Source organism: Bacillus sp. X1(2014) (genome assembly GCF_007678255.1).
The window spans coordinates 145,811-166,724 of record NZ_VEED01000012.1 but is presented as its reverse complement, the minus strand read 5'-3'; the positions used below and the strand labels follow the sequence as shown (position 1 = coordinate 166,724).

The following is a 20,914-nucleotide window of genomic DNA, read 5'->3' as shown; positions in this document are numbered from 1 at the left end:
GTACACAAAAAATAAATCAGCTGCTTAACATTGTTTTTCATCAGGAATGAATTTACACATAATAATGGGCTTGACTAGATTTTGCTTTGCATAAGCGGAAAATCTCCCCTTATTTACCCCAAAACGAGCTCCATTCTGCATTTAACCGGAAAATCTCCGCTTATTCTACTTTCGCTGGTTACTCGATTAAAGACAAGACATCTTATTTAAAAAGAAGTGAGTTCCAAGAGAACCTCAATTTGCTGTATTACAGAGAGGTTTTATATACCAATAACGATGCCAATATGACTGTCCGAAACCATTTATAACGAACGGCAGGGTTCATTTTTTTGGAAAAATGAATATTTATCCCCACAGAAGAGGATACAACAGCTTTAATTGTGCTCTACTCGCCCCAACTACTCATTCCTCAATACCATGCGCCTATAAACCATCATAAAAGGTGAATACTAAAAGGTAAAATTCACTTTTTTTTCAAAGGAGCCCCAAAAATAATGAAGAAGTATCTTAGTAGAGCCATTTTAGCAGTGGTTATCCTAGCTATCATTTGTGGATGTAGTAAAAACAATCATCCCAAGGTTAAGCGAGAAGAGGTGAAAGAAACAATGAATCCTTCCGTCTATGTCGATCCTGCGGTTGACCTCTCAAGCGACCAAATCATTTCGGTTATCGTTGAATTTAAACCAAAACCAGCTAAAGTAGCCGTTATAGAAGCAGAAGCAAAGGGAATTCCTTTCACATTGGCGGAAGCGGAGAAACAGGTAGAAGAAAGTCATTTAATGTTTCAAAAGGAACTGCACGAGATATTCGATAAGAATCAGATTCCCTATACCGTTCGGAACAAATATACGACCGCCCTAAACGGTGTGTCGATGGAACTACCCGCAAATGAAATCAAAAGGTTGGCAGAATCCTCGTCAGTCATCTCAAAAGTATCTGTAAATCGAAAAGTCAAACTAAATCCACCACCCATTTTACCTTTTGAACAACTATGAAAATATAGTTGCGGTATTCTCATGATATATACATAAAGACCCCTAAAACTGGAAAACAATATAAAAATTAGGGGGTGGTTCATTTTGAAGAAAAAAATCTTAAAGACGTTTTTTAAGAAACTCAATGAAGAACCACAATTTAGCGAACAGTCCAATACACAGGATATTGAACTAAAAAAACAAGATATTAGCAGTAGTTATGATCAAAATTTAGCGACATTTAAGTCCATTTTTAGTGTACCTAAGAATATCGATGTCAAGGTACGCGAGTTTACGATCGGTTCACTTGATCTCCGTGCATTTATCATTTATATAAGTTCGATGGTCGATGTACAGAGCATTCAAGAAGGCATCCTGGAAAAATTAATTGGTAACGATCAGCCGTCAGGTAAGATTCAAAATATCACTTCCTACCCAACCGAAAGAACAGCAACAAATATTGGAGTAATTACAGAATTTATTACAGGTGGAGTCACCGCACTCTTTGTGGATGGCGATACTCAATGCCACTTATTTGAAACGACGAAAATTACAGGCCGTTCCATTGAGAAATCCGATAATGAAGTGATTGTAAAAGGGGCAAAGGAATCTTTTAACGAAAAGGTAATGGATAATATTGCCTTACTTCGTAAAAAGATAAGAAATGAAAACCTTATTGTTGAGGCTAAGGTTATTACGAAACGATCCAGAAACGATGTATTTTTGGTTTATGAAAAAGACCTAGTAAATGATGAATTGCTTCAAACGATTAAAGATAAGTTAGATTCGCTCGAAACGGATAGGATTCTTGATCTAAGTATTTTAGAGCAGTATCTAGAAGATCGACCAAGGTCATTATTTCCATCCATATTATATACAGAACGTCCTGACCGGGCCACCTCCTTCATCGAGGAAGGTCACATCGTTTTATTAATGACAAATTCTCCAAGTTGTCTGATACTGCCAGCCACCTTTTGGTCAATGTTTCATTCGCCGGAAGATCATTACCTACGCACACCCTATGGTAATTTCATCAGGTTTTTGCGATTTCAAGCTTTGTTTGTCGCCATGTTTGCTTCGCCCTTATATATTGCGATTACAAATTATCATGTGGGGATGATCCCGCCCGATTTGTTAATGGCCATTGCCGGGACAAGGGAACGTGTCCCTTTTCCATCAACCGTTGAAATCTTAATGATGGAGATCGCCTTTGAACTCATTCGAGAAGCGGGACTACGTGTACCAACCCCTATTGGGCCAACGATTGGGATTGTCGGTGCATTAATTTTAGGACAGGCTGCTGTTCAAGCGAATATTATTAGTCCGATTGTCATCATTGTTATTGCCTTAAGTGGCTTAAGCTCTTTTATTATCAGTGATGTGAGCATGAATTTTGCTATTCGCATTTCGCGCTTTTTATTTATTTTTGCGGCAACCTTTATGGGGATTTACGGCGCAGTAGCTCTATTTATACCGGGACTCTTTTATTTAGCTTCATTAAAATCATTTGGCATTCCTTACTTTGCACCCATGACGCCACATTTCACCTCTTCAAAAGACTTAATTATTCGTCATGTTCCTATGAAAGAAAGGTTTCGCCCAGGGTATTTAAATCCAAAGGATACTGTCAAACAAAGAAAGGGATAAAAAACATATGAAGCAGCAACCTGGAAAAATTGGTATCCGTGAATATATGTCCATCGTCATTTTAATGGTTGGTGCGAAAATAACTGAAGACACACCAACTGCTCTGTTTCTAAAGGCCCAAAACGCAGCATGGATTATCCCAATCATAACGGCCGGAATCTCTTTTATCCCGCTCTTTTTATTAATAAAGACCATGTCGTTGTATCAAAACAAAAATCTATTTTCTGTTATTCAAAAATTACTCGGAAAATACCTAGGATTTTTTGTCTGTTTTTTCATATTTATCATCAATTCCTTTTCTATTTCGTTCGATTCAAGAACGTATCCATCGATCATAAAGACGTTTTATTTTAATAGGACACCTATGGTCATCATCTATACCCTCTTAATGGGCGTTTGTGCATATGGTGCGAAGAAGGGGATTCAGCATATCGGATCGGTTGCCTATCTGGTTGTTTACTACGCAGTACTATTCTTGTTTCTTTCGTTCGTTTTAAGTACTCAAGATAGCAGTATTCAATCCCTTTTCCCCATTTGGGGTCCTGGAAAACTTGAAATATTGAAGCAAAGCTCACTAAGTCTATCTCTTTTTTCTGAATTTTTTCTGTTTGCCTTGATTATACCGTCTATCGCCTCATACCAAGATTTTCGAAAGGGTACGTGGATTGCCTTAGTTTACGTCTGCATCCAACTGAGTGTGGGTATTATTATTTTCATCTGTATGTTTGATTCATCCTTAAAAGGAATTGGCTATCCATTCCACACAGCGATTCGTTTTATTTCAATTGGAACTTTCTTTCCGAATATCGAAATTATATTTTTCGTCACATGGTTAATGGCGGCATTTATTCGTTTCACAGCATTATTGTACATAAATGCACTTATGTTCGGTCAGTTATTTAAAATTAAAGACTTTGAATTCCTAATTCCAGCCCTGGCAACGCTTTATTTATTAATTGGATCCATTCCGGAATCACCTTATGATCTCAGTCTCCAACTGAAACCGATTTTAAGAAGTTTTACAGGACCTACATTTTTGATTATTTCGATCACTTTATGGCTGGTTGCACTGCTAAAGGGAGAATTTAAACATGAAAAAAACAGAGGCAGTATGTAAAACATTGTTGTTTTTCGTCATTGTTTGTTTGTTGACAGGCTGTTGGGATCGTCAAGAAATTGAAGACAAAGCCTACGTGATCGGACTAGGATTAGATCGCTCCAAAGAAGAAGGGAAAATCAAAGTCACCATGTTACTTGCCAATCCGGAAGTAGGCAGTATGCAAGGTGGTGGCGGGTCAACCGAAAAGCCGCGGGAAATTGTCTCGTTTGATGCCAATGATTTCATTGCGGCGAAAGCTACAGGCAATTCCATCATCTCCCGGGATATTAGTTATGAACTATTAAATATTATTGTTGTCTCCGAGGAATATGCACATGACAAAGATTTTATTATGAAGTTTTACGACGTCTTAAAGGATAAAGACATTCGTTTAGATTGTCATTTAGCCATATCTAAAGAAAAGGCAAGTGAGTATTTTATTAGTAATCGGCCGAAAATGGAAACAAGACCACATAAATACTTTCAATTCATGGTTAATCACGGAATTGAAAATGGGTTCATCCCAGATTCCACCCTCTTTAAATTTTTTAAAACATTGGAAAGAGGGACTGATTTATATTTGGCGATGTACACAACAGCCAATAAGGAAAAGAATCCCGAAATAAGAAGTGAAGATGAATACATGGCAGGACAATTGAATGCTACAGGCGAAGTGGGTACTACACAGTTTATTGGGTCAGCTGTCTTCAAGAATGGTGTGATGATTAATACGCTAAACGGTCAAGAAACACGTAATATCAATATTCTAGATGATTCAACGAACATCCATGATATATTGGTTGATATACCTGATCCTTTTTCGGACGACCAGTTGCAGTTTGCAGCAAGAATCATGAAAACAGAAAATAATAAAGTGAAGATGGACTTAAAGGGGCAAAGGCCAAAAATTTTTATAACCATCCCTTTAAAGATAGAAATCATATCAAACCCATCAATGGTTAACTATACTGAGGAAAAAAATCAACAAATAGTAAAAAAACAAATAGCCGCTCATATAAAAACACTGAACGAAAAATTATTAAAAAAGACACAAACAAAATTTAAGGGTGCACCCTATCCATTATCCATGTATGCCCGAAAATACTTTGGGACGATTCAGGAATATAAAAAGTTCAATTGGGGAAAATCATATCAGAAAGCGGACATTCATGTGAAAGTAGATGTCGAAATTGTTGATTATGGTAAAAGAACAAAAAAACCTCCAAAGGTAGGGGTGTAGTTGCGATTATTTATCTACGTTAGTCTGTTTTTAATTACTGTGTATACCATAGGATTCGGCGTTTCCTTGTGGAGGGAAAAACAAAAAATGGGTGCAATGGCCATATTTTTTCTTTCTCTTTGCTTAATCGTCCTGCCTTTCTTCTCGATCCTTTAAAACTAATTTCAATTGGCAACACCGAGGGCTGATATTCAGTCCTTTTTTATTACGATAAAGTAACAGATTATTAGTTTGTTGTTTGGATAAACAAAATAACATATAATGTATCTCAAAAAAATTAATGGTTTTCATCAATCACATATTTTGAATTATTTAAGTATAATTCCCCAGAAAGTTGATTTATAATGGAATAATACTATAAAAATAATTGATACTTAATTTACGCATTATACAAATGGGGTGCAAACTATTGATGATAGCGGATCAAATATTAGTGAAAAAAATGAACCAAAAGGTATTATTGAATGAAATTGTTTCCAATTCTCCAATCTCGAGAGCGAGATTATCTGAAATAACAGGATTAAATAAATCGACTGTATCTTCCCAAGTAAATACTTTAATAGAAAAGAAGCTGATTTTTGAAATCGGACAAGGGCAATCCAGCGGCGGGAGAAAGCCTGTGATGCTTGTTTTTAATAAAAATGCGGGTTATTCAATCGGCATAGATATTGGTGTTGATTCTATCATTGGAATTCTAACAGATTTAAAAGGAAACATCGTTGTTAATCAATACCATCATCTAGAGAAACCTTCTCTTGATACCAACAAAGAGATATTGTTTTCAATGATTAAGGAACTAAGCAATCAAATCCCTGAATCTCCTTATGGTTTAATTGGCATCGGGATCTGTGTTCCAGGTCTGGTCAGTACAGAGCAAAAGGTCATTTTTACTCCTAACGTCGACTGGAATTATCAACTTGACTTAAAAGCTGATATTGAAAGGGAATTTCAAGTACCTGTTTTTATTGAAAATGAAGCCAATGCTGGTGCCTATGGGGAAAAAGTCTTCGGGGCAGCTAAAAATTACGAAAACTTAATTTACGTGAGTGTCGGGACGGGAATCGGGATTGGAATTGTCATTAATCATGATATATATCGAGGGGTCAATGGGTTCGCGGGTGAAATGGGCCATTTAACCATCGACTATAATGGACTCAAATGCAGTTGTGGCAATAAAGGGTGCTGGGAACTATACGCCTCTGAAAAAGCATTACTCCATACCTTTCAGCAAAACAATCGTGTCAATTCTAGTCAGGAACTAATCCATCTGGCCAACCAAAATGATCCAGAAATATTAATGGCATTACAAAACTTCGGCTTTTACCTTGGAATTGGAATGACAAGTATCTTAAATACATTTAACCCACAAGCCATTATTATTCGAAATGACATTGTTGAAGCTCTGCCTATGGTTATGAACTCAATTAGAAATTCTATTTCATCAAGAAGTAATGACCAGCTTAACAACAGTCAGGAATTATTTCTCTCTTCCTTAGGAAAAAATGCTCCTGCTTTAGGGATGTCTTCGATTGTTATTGAACATTTCTTAGAAATGTTTACATCTTAAAACAGGTACATGTGAAAGGTGGAGGTAAGTTTGAAAAAAACGATTTATATTACGAGAAAGCTACCCGGAGAAATTGTCGATAAACTTTCAAGTCAATTTCATGTAAAGATGTGGTCTGAAGAAAATGTTCCCGTTCCAAGGGATGTGTTATTAAATGAAATTGAAGAGATAGACGGGCTGATCTGTCTATTAACAGAAAAGATAGACGAAGAGGTCCTAAGTAATGCGAAACAGTTGCAGGTCATTAGTAATATTGCGGTTGGCTATAATAATATCGATATTCAAACGGCAACGGAGAAGGGAATCATCGTAACTAACACACCTGGTGTATTAACCGAAACGACAGCGGATTTAACGTTTGCCCTGCTAATGGCAGCAGCTAGAAGAGTCGTGGAGGGATCGGATTATTTACGCAGTGGGGAATGGGGCGCCTGGTCCCTCATGCAAATGACTGGACAGGATATTTATGGTGCCACCTTGGGGATTATTGGATTTGGGAGAATTGGCGAAGCCCTGGTTAAGCGGGCGCAGGGGTTTGATATGAACATTCTCTATCATAATCGGACACGGAAATTGGAAAAAGAAGAACAGCTAGGAATTCACTACAGAGAAATGAAGGACTTGTTACAGCAATCAGATTTTGTTTGCCTGCTGCTGCCGTACAGTCCTGAAGTTCACCACTTGATCAGTAAAGAAGAATTGTCACTTATGAAAAAAGATGCCATTCTGATCAATACAGCAAGAGGGGGCATTGTCGATGAAGAAGCATTATATCATTCATTGAAGAATGAAGAGATTTGGGGAGCTGGACTGGATGTGTTTGAACAAGAACCCGTATCATTGGACCACCCCCTATTGTCCCTGCCAAATGTGGTAACACTCCCGCACATTGGAAGTGCAAGTGTGAAAACAAGAATGAAGATGGCACATTTAGCTTCCGATAATATGATGAGTGTATTAACAGGCGGTGAAGCCCTTACTCCAGTTAATACTAAATAGTAAAATACGATACTTTTCTGAAATATTTGTTAAGAAGGATGTAAGTTGTAAGAGGTGTCAATATTGTTTGTTTTTATAATTATTGGTAATTATTCCGTTATTTAGTAGGTGTTGTAAAGAGAATCGTTTTTTCTTGATAGAGAAAGAGACTTAGAGTATCAGGAGTTAGCATGAAATGAAGTTTCTAATAGAATGGATCATACATTCTGCTGTAAAATCCTTCCTCAAATATGACAAAAATCATGTGTTACGATGAATTTGTGGAAAAACGGCAAATTGTCGAAATAGGAGGAAGAATCAATGATGAAGAAAAAAGCAATTCTTACTGTTGCAGCTGCAGCGGCATTAATGATGTCAAATCCGGTCTTAAATAAAGCCCATGCGTCCACTAATAGCCCGTCGGTACAGGAAAAAGTCTATGTATACCAAGGGACAAATTTGAATGAGCTTAATAGTGTCATTGAGAAATATCTTGCTAGTTTAGGATTTACATTTTCACAAAATACTGTAAAGCAGCCAACTCAGACTCAACCAAATCAAACGGTCGAAACACAGGAGCCTGCTCAAACCGCGCCACAGCCTGTCCAGCAGCAACCGGCACCTGTCACGAATACAGCCCAAACTACTAGTACCTTAAGTGCTTATGAGCAAAAAGTAGTTGATTTAACCAATCAAGAACGAGCTAAAAATGGCTTACCGGCCCTTAAAGTAGATGTAACACTTAGCAAAATGGCTCATGAAAAATCACGTGATATGTCTGCAAATGGCTACTTTAGCCATACAAGCCCAACATACGGTTCACCATTTGATATGATGAAAAAGTATGGGATTTCCTATCGTTATGCAGGTGAAAATATTGCCATGGGACAGCGAACCCCTGAAGAAGTCGTCAAAGCTTGGATGAATAGTGAAGGACACCGTAAGAATATCCTCAGCCCGAACTATAATTATATTGGGGTAGGATATGTCTCGCAGGGTAATTATTGGACACAGGAATTTATCGGTAAATAATAAGTGCTTGAGGCTTGAGGATGAATTGTCCTCAGGCTTTTTTCATGACATAGAAAAACAGAAACATAAATATTAATAGGAAGTGTATGTGATCATTCTTCAATCCTAAAAGGGGATGTTGAAAATGGCGGAACCAAACGGTATTGAGCGAACCAAAAATCAATATATCAAGTCGACATTTCAAGCACTAGTTCAGGCGATAATTCCACCCCATTTTAGATATAATTCAAAAGGAACTATTCAAGTCGCAGGGGCACTGGAATTAGATGTATATGAATATATCATTTGGATATTGGATCATTCCATTGCTCTCCCGGTTAAAGCGCAATTAAATTTGGCAGATGGCAAGTCCATGTCGAAAGCTACTGCTGAATTATTAGACTCAGGCGCTGCTCAATTAATCCGGACAGGGCAGATCCAATATCCACTTAATGTACATACATTCGCTGGTGGAGGTCCATTTTCAGCACTTTCTCCGATAGACAGGTTGAGGGCGATTACCCATATAGAAAAGCTTGAAATTAATCTTGAAACCTTGAGTATTCCATACAAAAATAACCCAGAACTTGTTCGAATTATGATAGATGCACTAAATGAACTCCCTATGTTTGGCATGTATTCGGAATGGACAGCGTATGGAACCACACGACTATTTTCTCCTGAGTACAGAAGGGTGGAATATTTTCCACATGGATGGTTACAGACCCAATATCCAGGTCCTTCTTTTGGATATCGTGATTTTCGTGGATTCTTAGCAACCATTCAACACAAGAAGGTGAATGACTAATGACCAAGCAGGACGTGATTGTAATTGGTGCTGGCGGCGGCGGAGCCGTGATAGCAAAGGAACTGGGAGAAATGGGATTAAAGGTGTTGGTTTTAGAAGCAGGTCCTTGGTACGGGAACAAAAAGTGGCCTAATCCAAATAGACAGCCTGGAGCGGAATCTAGTTCGACACCAGATGATTTGGATGTCCAGCTATATAAACAATTGTTGAACAAGTATGAAATGAATATGAATGATTTAGTATCAGGGAGGTTTCGTTGGGGCCCCGCGGATCGCAGTCGCCCACAATGGTATCGGCATGCTAATCAGAAGGGCGTCATTTGGCAATGTTCCGGTGTTGGGGGAACCACACAGACCTATACAGCTAATTGTCCCCGGGCATATCCCAGCGCCATAGACAATGTCTGGCCCCTAACTTATCAGGAACTTATTCCTTATTATGAAAAGGTTGAATCGACACTACCGGTTAACTTTGCCGCTACTACGGCAAAGGAAGAATTATTTTATTATGGTGCGAGGAAGGCTGGGTGGGATTTAATTCCTACACTGGATGTGACCGTTCCAGGGTATAGGCCGCAGCCTAATGCTATTTTGCCGCCTAATGATCACCTTAAAAATCCGAACATCTCTGTAGAGGATCTATCCTGGATGGAAGGATGCACGCTTTCGGGTCATTGTATCAACGGTTGTCCGCATGGACCTTCTGTAGATAGAATGGCCAAACGCTCCACAAATGTTAGTTATATTCCGCTAGCCTTAAAGACAGGAAATGTTTGTATAAGACCCAATGCCTTTGCTATAAAAATTTTAACAGAAAATACCCCTGCTAAAGGGCTGCATGCTGTTGGAGTAAAAATAAGGGATACCTGGACGGGGGAGCAGGAAGAGCTGAGGGCAGAAATCGTAGTGATGGCGTCTGGATGCATTGAAAGTCCGCGGCTTTGGTTAAATTCAGGACTGCCTGAGAATCCTTGGGTTGGAAGAGGATTGGTTAATCATTATATGGATTGGTTATCAGGAATCTTTGATGAAAAGGAATTGATTCCAATACTCGGAACTTCAGATATTAATCCCTTTGTAGGAAATACTTGCGGGGCAAGGCTAGATTATCCTGGATTTGGGACGCTGCAGACAGTTGGGATGAGCCCAGGATTAACTGCCTCTTTTTATGGGGTGAGTGAGTCCGGATATTCTTTCTTAAACCCGCCTAGTATAGACGATTCATGGGATATCAAGGGGCGTCTTTTTGGATATGATTTAAAAGAAGCCATGGATTCCTACCGTATAACGTTGAATATTTTAGTAAGTACAGATGATGAAGTTGATCAGCGAAATGGAATTACTCTCGACCCAGTACTGAGTGATGAAAATGGTTCAGTGCCTGTTGTGACCTATAAGCCTGCCAAAGCATCCAGAAGAAAACGAAACCACCTAGTTAAGATAGCGGCAGATTTGTTACGAAAAGCTGGCGCTAAAAAAATAATATGGACAAATTGGCCGGCCGGAATGATGATTCATATGGAAAGTACGATGCGAATCGGTTTTGTTGTTGATCAGAATTGCGAAGCATTTCAAGTAAACAGGTTATATATCGCGGACAACAGCGTCCATTATAATAGTTTAGGCGGAGTTAATCCTACCCTTACGACACAGGCTTTAGCTACCCGTACAGCAGAGAAACTATTTAATAAGTATTTTACTTAGCATGCTTGGAAATCCTACTTTTAAATAAATCAAAGTTTGGTGGGATCTTTAAACATGAAATTATTTGACTTAATTCAAGATGTTTTTGAACCATTTATGGACGGCGAAAAAAGACCATTAAATGTCATGGAGGTTTCCAACCTATGGTTTTTTCTATTAGGAACGGAAACGACGATGCGTAATGAGGAAATCGGTTACAATCTAGCTCAAGATCCGGAATTAAAGCAAATTTTAAAGGATATCAGAGAAACCGTTCATATTCCGATTAGAGACGAGCTGCAAGAGTTTCTCATGCAAGAAGGGGTTCCTTTTCCTCAAACTACACCGGAAAAACCGGTTGGAGATTTTAAGAGTATACCTGAAGGTGCTAAATTAAACGATGAAGAGATGGCTAACTTAATGTCTTACAATCTTGCTATGGGGGTTAATTATGCTTCCAGAGGACTTACTGAATCTATTCGTGCGGATGTTGGTTTAATTTTTTCAAAAATTATCTTGAAAAAAACTATGGCTGGCTTAACGGTAAAACAGTATTTGGATCGGCACGAGTGGCTGCGTATTCCGCCTTATTACAAAGCTTAGTTAATCTAGGGTATTAATAAATAAGATTTTCTAACCTACAAAGATAGTCAATTTGTAGGTTTTTAATATTTTTTAACCTATTGACATAAACAAAAGTTTTAATTAATATTTATTTATTAATCAATAAATAAATTAATGTTGAAAAGGATGGTAGCAGTAGTGGCAGTACGAGAAGATAAAAAAGAACTCATAATCGAAAATGCAGTAGGTGTCTTCGCAGAAAGGGGGTATTATAAAGCAACAACGGCAATGGTGGCAAAGGCTGCAGGAGTGACACAGCCCTATGTATTTCATTTTTTTGAAAACAAGGAAGAATTATTCAAAGCTGTTATTGATCGTGCATTTAGCCGCATTTATGAAACTTTTGCTGAAATTCAAGCGCCTGCCGATCAATTAATTGAAACGATGGGGCATGCATTTGAACAAATTATTCAAACACATCGTGATGAGGTATTGATAGTTATGCAGGCACATGCCATATCAGATACCGGGATTCGCGAACACGTCAGAAATTTATTTGTAACCATTTTTGAATCGCTCACTTTAAAATTTGAAAATGCAGGGATTCCAAATGCCAAAGCGACAGCCTCTCAGTTTATTGGCACAGGTTTATTAATTACACTTGCAGAAGTATTAAATTTGCCTCAATTAACACCAGGAAAAGATAATTGTTAAAATGGAGCTTACACGCTCTCTTTTTTTACAATTATATTTATTGACTAATAAATAAATATAATGAAAATTTTTTAGGGATTTATTTATTGATTGATAAATAAATTATTTGAAAGAAGGGACTATATATGTTGATGGGTAATCGAAATGAAGTTGGACCGTCTTATAAGGTTTTTGAAGGAGAAAGAGGTCTAGTCCTTATTGGTATAATCGGATTTATTCTTTCGGCAGGCATCGCTTTTTATATAAATTTCCAAGGACCGATTAAGTCGCCGGAAGGCAATTTGAGGGATGCCTTTTCCTTTAATGCCGCAATTGGCATGTTTATGCTGTCGATGGCTGCGCTTTTACCGCTTACAAGATTTAAAGCAGGGAAGCGGAAAGCGGTGCGGTGGTCATTTATCATAGCAAGCTTATATTCTTATACTATTGAAACGGTTCAGAACTTCAGAGGAATTAGTCCTAGATTTTCACGAGAAGGAACAGTTGTTGATATGCTGGCTGGAATGTTGTTTGGGGTTGTTTCGTTAGTACTGGTCTCCTTAGCAATTGTCCTTACGATTCATTTTTTACGAATGAAACGACCTTTTGAACGCCCCTTGCTTATCATGGGGATTCGATATGCCTTAATATCTGTTCTTTCAGCTAATTTTGCTGGTCTATGGATGATTGTCCTTCAAGACCGCCTAACAGGGGATGGAGGAAATGTCATTGTCCTGCATGGGGCTGGATTTCACGCGCTGCAAACATTAATCTTGCCTGCTTGGCTTTTGGAAAAAGCTCAGGTGAGGGATCGTGTAAAAAGGCGGCTGATTCATTCTGGGTGTATCGCTTGGATGCTCACAATCCTTTTGATAGGCATCCAAACTGCATTAGGGCGTACAGTATTTGAACTGACTCCATTACCCATTCTCGGCATCCTGTCATTACTCGTTTGGTTTGGAACGTTAATCATCACATATGTATTTTGGATAAATCAAAGGAAGGCTAACTTGTTATCCTCAAATCAGCTTCCCCTAATGAAAGGAAAGTAAATAATGAATCTCCTGTGTAATCCTCTTGTCCAAAGTGGTTTTAACTACAGTTAAGGGAGCATCATTTTAAACTGGTGCTCTTTCCTCAGTATCGGCTCCGCCTACGCCAAATACCATGATAGCCACGCATGCTATCCCCTCTAATCTGTACTATAACTCTCTATTGTTAATAAAATATGAACTAGATGTTAATCATCCATTAATTTATTGGCAAATAAACTAACCAAACGATTGATTAAATCGCCAGAATCATTGGTATATATGGCTTTGGGAAACTAACCAAACGTTTGATTAGAAAAAGTAACGTATCATTTTAAAGGAATCCAAATTTCGGAGTAGTAATCAGCGCTCCAAGGATCACCAGCGGAATAGACTTCTAAATCTAGCGTCCCTGCGTGTTTGTACTGGCTGGAGGGGAACCATTCTGTGTAAATTTGTTTCCATACTTTTTGAATTGCATCGGGCATTGCACCGTGCACTTCAAATACCGCCCACTTTGAAGCGGGTATCTCGAGATTCATTAAGCCTTCAAGAGTGGCACCAGTATGTTCCGTAGCAATCCAGTAATCCATTAATGGTGTCTGCGTGCCTCGTTTATCGACACATACTCCAAGGACACCCTTAATTTCCCCGTTATTCAACTTGATTAATAAATCTGTGGTTCCATCTTGATGAACATCAGTCCACATTTTTGGGATTTCTGTTAAGTTTTCACCATTCTCACATGAAATCTCCCGCTTGATTCCGACTACTTGGAAACTTTCTCTTTGTATGATTTTATATTTCATAGATTCAGCTCCTTTCATTGGTGGGTATGTGACTATATGATTATTCATAGTATAACAACTATACATTATGAATGCCTGTCAATTTCAAACCTTTAAATTAGGTAAAAGTTATTTTTAGAAATTGGCTCTGTTATAACTTAATGTTGATTTCACTGTGTTTGAAAAATAAACGGAAAAATTCCGTTTAAATTGGGAAATAGCCATATTTCCTTAAAAATAAAGGAAGTTTTTCCGTTTATACTATCCAAATCTTTGGATTTTGTCTTATTTAGAGCAGATAACCGGAATTTCTCCGCTTATATCTGCTTCTTAAGCTTCCTCTATACACATTAGCCGGAAATTCTCCGCCTATGAATTCTTATACCTGCACGAAAATCAACAATGAATAATAACCAAGCCTAGAAATTAAAAGTGAAGGAAAGATATTCTTCAAAGGAAATTTCCGCTCCATTTAAACAGCAAGGAGAGAAGATTAGTCGATACGTTACGTATAGGAAGCAGCAAATTTGTGGAATGACTGCTTAGATCTCCATTGGTGGCTATATGATGCCTATCAGGTTTGGACAAGTGCATCTGAAAAAAAGCAATGGTACAATGCCACCACCCATAAATTACATTCGCAAACGATTCAAGCAATCATTGAGTTACATGAAGAAACGTGCAAAAGAACAAGAGAGCTGCGGACAAAAGGTAAGAAACAGTGGCGTTATCCTTGGAAATACAAAAAATTTTTTTCGTTAAATAACCAGTCTTTTATGTGGATAAGATTAACTTCTTTTTATAAATTGGGGCTGCCATTCTGGCAGCCCTTTTTTGCCTAGTTTCCGGTTAAATTATGTTCGGAAAATCTGTTTAACCACTCCAATACCTTCTGAGACATCTGCCTCCGCATATGCCCCATTGATGAAGGTGATTTGTGGTGGAAGGTGCCCGCAATCAATATCATAAATTATTGGTAATTCAAGTTCATTAGCAAGGTCTTGATAAACATCTTCCACCGTATAGTTTTCAACAGGCTTATTGGCATCACTCCGGCCAAACATTAGTCCGGAACAGTTTTCAAACCAACCAGCTAATTTCATTTGGACCAAGGATCTCCGCAAATCAGCAGTATTCATTTCACAATTCTCTAAATACCAAATGATGGGCTCTCCATTTATATGTTTTTTCCTAAAAGAATCTACATCACCGAATGGTGTCCCGATAAGATGCCTAATAATGTCAATACACCCGCCGAGCAAGCGTCCTTCAATCTTAACAGGTTGGTTACCAACAACTTTCCAAACAGTTTGTTCGGTTAAATGAAAGATACAGGGTGAGGGATTCGCATGCTGCCATTCTTTCTGATAGTGGTCAGAGGAATACTGAGTAACTGACTCCCCCATGTTCGTTGCTAAAACAGGCACCCACATGGCTGTTGTTTCATCCATCAATTCTCCTCTTAAATCTACGAGATTTGTCCCATGAGCGGTAGCGATACCTGTTTTCAAGGTAATCGCAAGCAATAGAGCACTTACCATCAGAATAGCCTAAAACCCACTTCTTATTAATATTTTCAAAGTCTATATGTTCGAGAATCTCGATTAACAATTCCCCGCCCCAAGGTGGAATGATAATGTCAATGGCACTGTTCCCCATCATTGAATTAAATTCAGCTGCACGGATTAAAGCTGGAGCTGATTTAGCCTTGTCTTGGGTCCACGTTGTTTCTCCGCAAATCACCGTGAATCCTCTCTGCTCCAGCCGGCTGCATGCTTGTTTAATGACTTCATGTAATGGTGCGGGCACACCTGAAGAAGGTGCGGTTACTCCAATGGCAGCTCCCTTTTTTAAATTCGGATAGGTAATCATAATAAAAATCCCCCAAAAATACTTTTACATGATTTTACCAAAAGTCTTGGTAATATTCATCAAAATATAAAATTCATTTTTTTGTCAAATTACTACTAGCGATTTGAAGATGAAAACGCTATAATTAAATTATGAAACATCGTACCACAATGTGGAACAGAAAAATCCAAGATAAGACCAATTAAATATAAGGAAGTGGATATTGTGGAAACAAGGTACTCAACACACCCAGACCATGCAAAGACATTTACAACCGAGGAACTTCGCAAACACTATCTAATTGAAGAATTATTTGTGCCAGGCGAAATCAAACTCGTGTATACGATGGAAGACCGTGCCATTGTTGGTGGCATCACACCGATGGGAGAGACGATTTCTTTAAAAGGATATGATCAAATCAAAGCTGATTACTTCTTAGAGCGCAGAGAAGTTGGCATTTTCAATGTCGGGGGAAGCGGGAAGATTACCGTTGATGGCGAGACATATGAAATGGAAAACAAAGATTGCTTATATGTTGGATTAGGAAAGAAAGAGTTACTGTTCACGAGTGAATCCACTGTAAGTCCAGCAAAGTATTATTTATTCTCTGCACCAGCTCATAAAGAGTATCCTGTTCAACACGTAGCCTTTAAGGATATTGAAGGTGATCGATTAGGGTCACTTGAAAATGCAAATGATCGAGTGATTCGCCGCATGATACATAATGAGGGAATCCAAAGCTGCCAAGTTGTGATGGGCTTGACGCAATTAAATACGGGAAGCGTATGGAATTCGATGCCAACTCATACACATGACCGCAGAATGGAAGTCTACCTATATATTGATTTGGATGAAAATGCAAGAATGTTCCATATGATGGGCGAGCCAACAGAAACACGTCATCTTGTGATGAAGAACGAACAAGCAGTCATTTCACCGCCATGGTCGATTCATTGCGGCAGTGCAACTAGTAATTATACTTTTATCTGGGCAATGGCAGGAGAAAATAAAACCTATAACGATATGGATCAAGTAACCATGGACCAATTGAGATAACTTGTAAACTGCAAAATTAGAAGACATAAAAGAAGAGGTGTATAGAAATGAGTTTAAGAGATTTTTCACTAGATTTTTTTACAATAACAGGTAAGGTTGCGATTGTGACAGGAGGAAATACCGGTCTTGGCCAAGGGTATGCAATCGCCTTAGCGAAAGCAGGAGCAGATTTATTTATTGTTTCCCACGATACCAATTGGGATGAAACGAGAGCTCTGATTGAAGAGACTGGGCGCACAGTTCACTTTCATCAGGCCGACTTAACGGTAAGGGAAAATATTAAGAATATCGTAGATGAGTGTCTGAATGTCTACGGAAAAATAGATATTCTCGTGAATAATGCAGGAACCATCCGTCGTACGCCATTACTAGAATACAAACAAGAGGATTGGGATGCGGTTATGGATATTAACCTGAACGCAGTCTACTTTTTAAGTCAAGAGGTTGCTAGAGTCATGGCTAAGCAAGAAAGCGGAAAAATCATCAATATTGGTTCGATGCTCTCCTTCCAGGGTGGAAAATTTATTCCGCCTTATACAGCAAGTAAGCATGGAGTGGCTGGTCTTACAAAAGCATTTGCGAATGAATTAGGCCATTACAATATCCAAATTAATGCGATTGCGCCAGGGTATATTGCTACTGCTAATACAGCGCCAATTCGTGAGGATGAAGAACGAAATGCGGAAATCCTCTCTCGTATTCCAGCTGGAAGGTGGGCCGATCCATCAGACCTGATGGGGGTAGTTGTCTTCTTGTCTAGTAAAGCCTCCGATTATATGAATGGACATATTCTAGCAGTTGACGGTGGTTGGTTAGCCCGTTAATCCGGAAAAGGAAATAGAGATTCAAGTGTCAGAGGCGGTTTACAATAATAATGCTTATATAGGGCCGCCTTTGATATTCAACATTTGATATAGGAACATAACACAGCATGTCTCAACTTTTTTGCTAAAAAAATTACCCATTAAATCTGAAAGGTAAGGTATGCAAATTATGAAAATTATGAAGACAATGGAAAAAATCCCTGGTGGTCTAATGCTGGTTCCATTATTTCTAGGTGCAATTATTCACACGCTCGCCCCAAAATCTGGTGAGTATTTTGGTTCATTTACGAATGGGTTAATGACCGGTACGGTTCCAATTCTAGCAGTCTGGTTTTTCTGTATGGGTGCAGGAATCAATATTAAAGCAACAGGTACCGTTTTACGAAAATCAGGAACACTTGTGGTAACTAAGATAGCGGTTGCATGGATTGTTGCCATGGTTGCTGCTATGTTTATCCCAGATGGCGGGATTCAAACAGGGTTTTTTGCAGGGTTCTCTGTTCTCGCTTTAATTGCCTGTATGGATATGACAAACGGCGGTTTATATGCTTCCATTATGCAGCAGTACGGAAGTAAAGAAGAAGCTGGTGCGTTCGTACTTATGTCACTTGAATCTGGTCCACTCGTGACTATGTTAATTCTTGGTTCAACTGGGTTAGCAGCATTCCAACCGCAAGCTTTTGTAGGCGCTGTCTTACCTTTCCTAGTAGGGTTTATTCTTGGTAACTTAGATAAAGATTTCCGTGAATTTTTCAGTAAAGCGACACATACCATGATTCCATTCTTTGGTTTTGCTCTAGGTAACTCGATTGATCTGACTGTAATTGCGAAGACGGGTTTGGCAGGAATTTTATTGGGCATTCTTGTAATCGTTATCACGGGTATTCCATTAATGCTTGCAGATAAGTTTATCGGTGGCGGAAATGGTACAGCAGGACTTGCAGCATCAAGTACAGCAGGGGCTGCAGTGGCCAATCCTATGATCATTGCCACAATGAAACCTGAATTTCTTCCAGTTGCACAATCAGCAACGGCTTTGTGTGCAGCATCTGTGATCGTCACATCAATCTTAGTTCCGATTTTAACTGCCTATTGGTCACAATATATGAAAAAGAAAAACAAAGGATCAGTTGTGCCGGACGGAAGTAAAGCCACGGCTTGATAAGTAAATTAAGGGAGACATATTCAGCATATGTCTCTCTTTCAATTAAGGAGAGGATCGTATGAGTAGAATTATGACTGTAGGGGAACCGATGGCACTCTTTGTAGCCAACCAAGAGGGTTCCTTAGAAAATGTTGAGCGATTTGATCGTTTTGTTGCAGGAGCGGAGGTCAATTTTTCCATTGGGATGTCACGCTTGGGACATGAAGTTACTTATATTACCCAACTAGGACTGGACCCGTTTGGCAAAAATATTGAAACGTTTCTGAAGCAGAATGCTATTGATACTACATATGTGACGTATAATGCAAATTATTTAACTGGAATGCAGTGGAAGGAAAAGGTCGTGAGCGGTGATCCAGAAGTTTTTTCAGCCCGTAAAAATTCAGCTGCTTCACAAATGGACTTGGAAACCATCGCTCATTTGAACTGGGACGGTTTTGACCATATTCATTTAACAGGTATTCCACCCGCGTTATCGGCAGGGTGTCGAGAGATGGTATACGGACTCATGAAAGTGGCACGTGAGCGCGGTGTGCAAATTTCGTATGATCCTAACTTACGTCCGGGCCTTTGGGCAGACAAACAAGAAATGGTTCAGATCATTAATGACCTGGCCTGCCGTGCAGACATTGTTCTTCCAGGCATTGAGGAAGGGAAACTATTAACAGGTAAAGAAGATGTACATGAGATTGCTGCTTATTATCACGCTGTTGGTGTAAAAACTGTTGTGATTAAGCTCGGAGCTGCAGGGGCATTCACAAGTTCACAAGGTGAGCAATTCTACACCGAGGGATTCCCAGTAAAGAAAGTTGTTGATACGGTAGGTGCTGGTGACGGATTTGCCGTTGGAGTGGTCAGCGGGATATTAGAAGGTTTACCATTGGAGGAATCGGTAAAACGCGGAGCAGCCATAGGTGCGCTTGCGGTAATGTCCCCTGGAGATAACGACGGATTACCTAATCGAGCCAACTTAGAAGCTTTTATTGAAGAATCATTGGAGAAGCGTTAATTGTAGAAATAAAAAAAGGTAAAGAAGACCCGCTTTATCTGGTTTTCTTTGCCTTTGAATTATCTCGTTTAAGAACCTGTATACCCAAGGTTTCTTGAAATGGCGATACTATAATGTTTCATTTTGTCTATTAATGTATTGTTGATCAGATCCATCGTTACTCGATTATTAGGTCCAGAAATACTAAAACTGGCAACAATCTTGCCTTTATGGTCGTAAATAGGTGATGCAATACATCTTAATACTTCTTCATTCTCGGCATTGTCTAAGGCATAACCTTGGACTTTCACCGTTTCAATTTCTTTGATGAGTTCTTCTTTAGAAGTAATCGTTGTAGGTGTTTTTGGAATAAAGGTAATATTTGAAACGATGTCTTCAAATTTGTCCGGATTCATATCGGAAAGTAATATTTTTCCAACAGCGGTGCGGTACATGGGGGCTCTGCTTCCAATGCGCGAGTACATCCGGATGGTTTGATTGCTTTCAATTTTATCAATATAAATCACTTCGCCGCGGTCTTCAATGCATAAATGAACGGTTTCATTCACTTCTTGTACTAATTTTTCTAAAAATGGCTTTGCGATCGTGACAATGTTCGATTGATTTAAAAGGTTTCTAGAAAGAAAGAGGACTTGTAAGCCAAGTTTATATTTGTCGGTTTCTTCATCTTTCACAACATAATTCATATTCGATAATGTAGATAATAATCGATGAAGTGTACCTTTTGTCAGTCCAACCTGCTCCGCTAGCCGCGTAATCTGGATGCCGTCGGGATATTCAGAAAGCTTGTTTAATATGGTAAGAGCTCTTTCAAGGGATTGAACATTAGACATGATTTCTACCTCTTTTAAGTGTTTTTCAGTTCATATTTTTGGAACGCTGTTCTATTATATGATACGATAAGAGTATGATTTTGTAAATTTAAAT

Annotated in this window: 19 protein-coding genes and 1 pseudogene; 17 read left to right on the top strand and 3 right to left on the bottom strand. The window is 38.8% G+C overall.

All coding sequences use genetic code 11. The annotated features are described in order from the left end of the window. Positions 1 to 494 precede the first annotated feature (494 nt). The 12 genes from FS608_RS20505 (at position 495) to FS608_RS20450 (ending at position 13,315) form a co-directional block, all read left to right on the top strand. Positions 495 to 995, top strand: a complete 501-nt coding sequence (locus tag FS608_RS20505) for a protease inhibitor I9 family protein (RefSeq protein ID WP_144554432.1) — start codon at positions 495 to 497, stop codon at positions 993 to 995. 84 nt (positions 996 to 1,079) lie between these two features. Next, complete coding sequence (locus FS608_RS20500; protein ID WP_144554431.1) at positions 1,080 to 2,621, top strand: spore germination protein; 1,542 nt, start codon at positions 1,080 to 1,082, stop codon at positions 2,619 to 2,621. Positions 2,622 to 2,628: 7 nt separating this feature from the next. After that, complete coding sequence (locus FS608_RS20495) at positions 2,629 to 3,738, top strand: GerAB/ArcD/ProY family transporter (protein ID WP_144554430.1); 1,110 nt, start codon at positions 2,629 to 2,631, stop codon at positions 3,736 to 3,738. After that, complete coding sequence (locus FS608_RS20490) at positions 3,713 to 4,960, top strand: Ger(x)C family spore germination protein (RefSeq protein WP_144554429.1); 1,248 nt, start codon at positions 3,713 to 3,715, stop codon at positions 4,958 to 4,960. The genes FS608_RS20495 and FS608_RS20490 overlap by 26 nt, the downstream gene beginning before the upstream one ends. 412 nt (positions 4,961 to 5,372) lie before the next feature. After that, positions 5,373 to 6,527 carry an ROK family protein gene (locus FS608_RS20485; protein WP_395947798.1) on the top strand — a complete coding sequence of 385 codons (1,155 nt, stop codon included), beginning with the start codon at positions 5,373 to 5,375 and terminating at the stop codon, positions 6,525 to 6,527. A gap of 30 nt (positions 6,528 to 6,557) precedes the next feature. Beyond that, on the top strand, positions 6,558 to 7,526 hold the full coding sequence (locus tag FS608_RS20480; RefSeq protein ID WP_144554427.1) for a 2-hydroxyacid dehydrogenase: 969 nt from the start codon (positions 6,558 to 6,560) through the stop codon (positions 7,524 to 7,526). Positions 7,527 to 7,829: 303 nt separating this feature from the next. Then, positions 7,830 to 8,537, top strand: a complete 708-nt coding sequence (locus FS608_RS20475) for a CAP domain-containing protein (RefSeq protein ID WP_144554449.1) — start codon at positions 7,830 to 7,832, stop codon at positions 8,535 to 8,537. Between the two features lie 124 nt (positions 8,538 to 8,661). Further along, a complete protein-coding gene (locus tag FS608_RS20470) occupies positions 8,662 to 9,324 on the top strand; it encodes a hypothetical protein (protein ID WP_144554426.1) in 663 nt (220 codons plus the stop codon). Continuing rightward, complete coding sequence (locus FS608_RS20465) at positions 9,324 to 11,027, top strand: GMC family oxidoreductase N-terminal domain-containing protein (RefSeq protein WP_144554425.1); 1,704 nt, start codon at positions 9,324 to 9,326, stop codon at positions 11,025 to 11,027. The genes FS608_RS20470 and FS608_RS20465 overlap by 1 nt, the downstream gene beginning before the upstream one ends. A gap of 54 nt (positions 11,028 to 11,081) precedes the next feature. Continuing rightward, positions 11,082 to 11,609, top strand: a complete 528-nt coding sequence (locus tag FS608_RS20460; protein ID WP_144554424.1) for a DUF3231 family protein — start codon at positions 11,082 to 11,084, stop codon at positions 11,607 to 11,609. A gap of 159 nt (positions 11,610 to 11,768) precedes the next feature. Beyond that, positions 11,769 to 12,284 carry a TetR/AcrR family transcriptional regulator gene (locus tag FS608_RS20455; RefSeq protein ID WP_260871752.1) on the top strand — a complete coding sequence of 172 codons (516 nt, stop codon included), beginning with the start codon at positions 11,769 to 11,771 and terminating at the stop codon, positions 12,282 to 12,284. Positions 12,285 to 12,409: 125 nt separating this feature from the next. Further along, positions 12,410 to 13,315: a hypothetical protein gene (locus FS608_RS20450; RefSeq protein ID WP_186328830.1), complete on the top strand. Its 906-nt coding sequence runs from the start codon at positions 12,410 to 12,412 to the stop codon at positions 13,313 to 13,315. A 308-nt stretch (positions 13,316 to 13,623) separates the two neighbouring features. Here FS608_RS20450 and FS608_RS20445 read toward each other — a convergent pair whose 3' ends face one another. Further along, on the bottom strand, positions 13,624 to 14,103 hold the full coding sequence (locus tag FS608_RS20445) for a GyrI-like domain-containing protein (protein WP_144554423.1): 480 nt from the start codon (positions 14,101 to 14,103) through the stop codon (positions 13,624 to 13,626). A gap of 506 nt (positions 14,104 to 14,609) precedes the next feature. Between FS608_RS20445 and FS608_RS20440 the strand changes: the two genes are divergently transcribed. Further along, entirely contained in the window at positions 14,610 to 14,924 is a 315-nt protein-coding gene (locus FS608_RS20440; RefSeq protein WP_144554422.1) for a hypothetical protein, read from the top strand. 12 nt (positions 14,925 to 14,936) lie between these two features. Here FS608_RS20440 and FS608_RS20435 read toward each other — a convergent pair. Further along, positions 14,937 to 15,954 (bottom strand): annotated as a pseudogene (locus FS608_RS20435) (S66 family peptidase). A 204-nt stretch (positions 15,955 to 16,158) separates the two neighbouring features. Here FS608_RS20435 and kduI point away from each other — a divergent pair. From kduI to FS608_RS20415, 4 genes are all read left to right on the top strand, one after another. Continuing rightward, on the top strand, positions 16,159 to 16,989 hold the full coding sequence (kduI, locus tag FS608_RS20430) for a 5-dehydro-4-deoxy-D-glucuronate isomerase (RefSeq protein WP_144554421.1): 831 nt from the start codon (positions 16,159 to 16,161) through the stop codon (positions 16,987 to 16,989). A 47-nt stretch (positions 16,990 to 17,036) separates the two neighbouring features. Then, positions 17,037 to 17,813: a 2-dehydro-3-deoxy-D-gluconate 5-dehydrogenase KduD gene (gene kduD, locus FS608_RS20425; RefSeq protein ID WP_144554420.1), complete on the top strand. Its 777-nt coding sequence runs from the start codon at positions 17,037 to 17,039 to the stop codon at positions 17,811 to 17,813. A gap of 169 nt (positions 17,814 to 17,982) precedes the next feature. Next, positions 17,983 to 18,975, top strand: coding sequence for a 2-keto-3-deoxygluconate transporter (gene kdgT / locus FS608_RS20420; RefSeq protein ID WP_144554419.1), 993 nt, complete (start codon positions 17,983 to 17,985; stop codon positions 18,973 to 18,975). Positions 18,976 to 19,036: 61 nt separating this feature from the next. After that, the gene (locus FS608_RS20415; protein WP_144554418.1) at positions 19,037 to 19,987 is read left to right on the top strand and encodes a sugar kinase; all 951 of its coding nucleotides are present in this window, start codon (positions 19,037 to 19,039) and stop codon (positions 19,985 to 19,987) included. A 68-nt stretch (positions 19,988 to 20,055) separates the two neighbouring features. Here the strand turns inward: FS608_RS20415 and FS608_RS20410 are convergent, their stop codons facing one another. Beyond that, positions 20,056 to 20,820: an IclR family transcriptional regulator gene (locus FS608_RS20410; protein ID WP_144554417.1), complete on the bottom strand. Its 765-nt coding sequence runs from the start codon at positions 20,818 to 20,820 to the stop codon at positions 20,056 to 20,058. Positions 20,821 to 20,914: the final 94 nt, after the last annotated feature.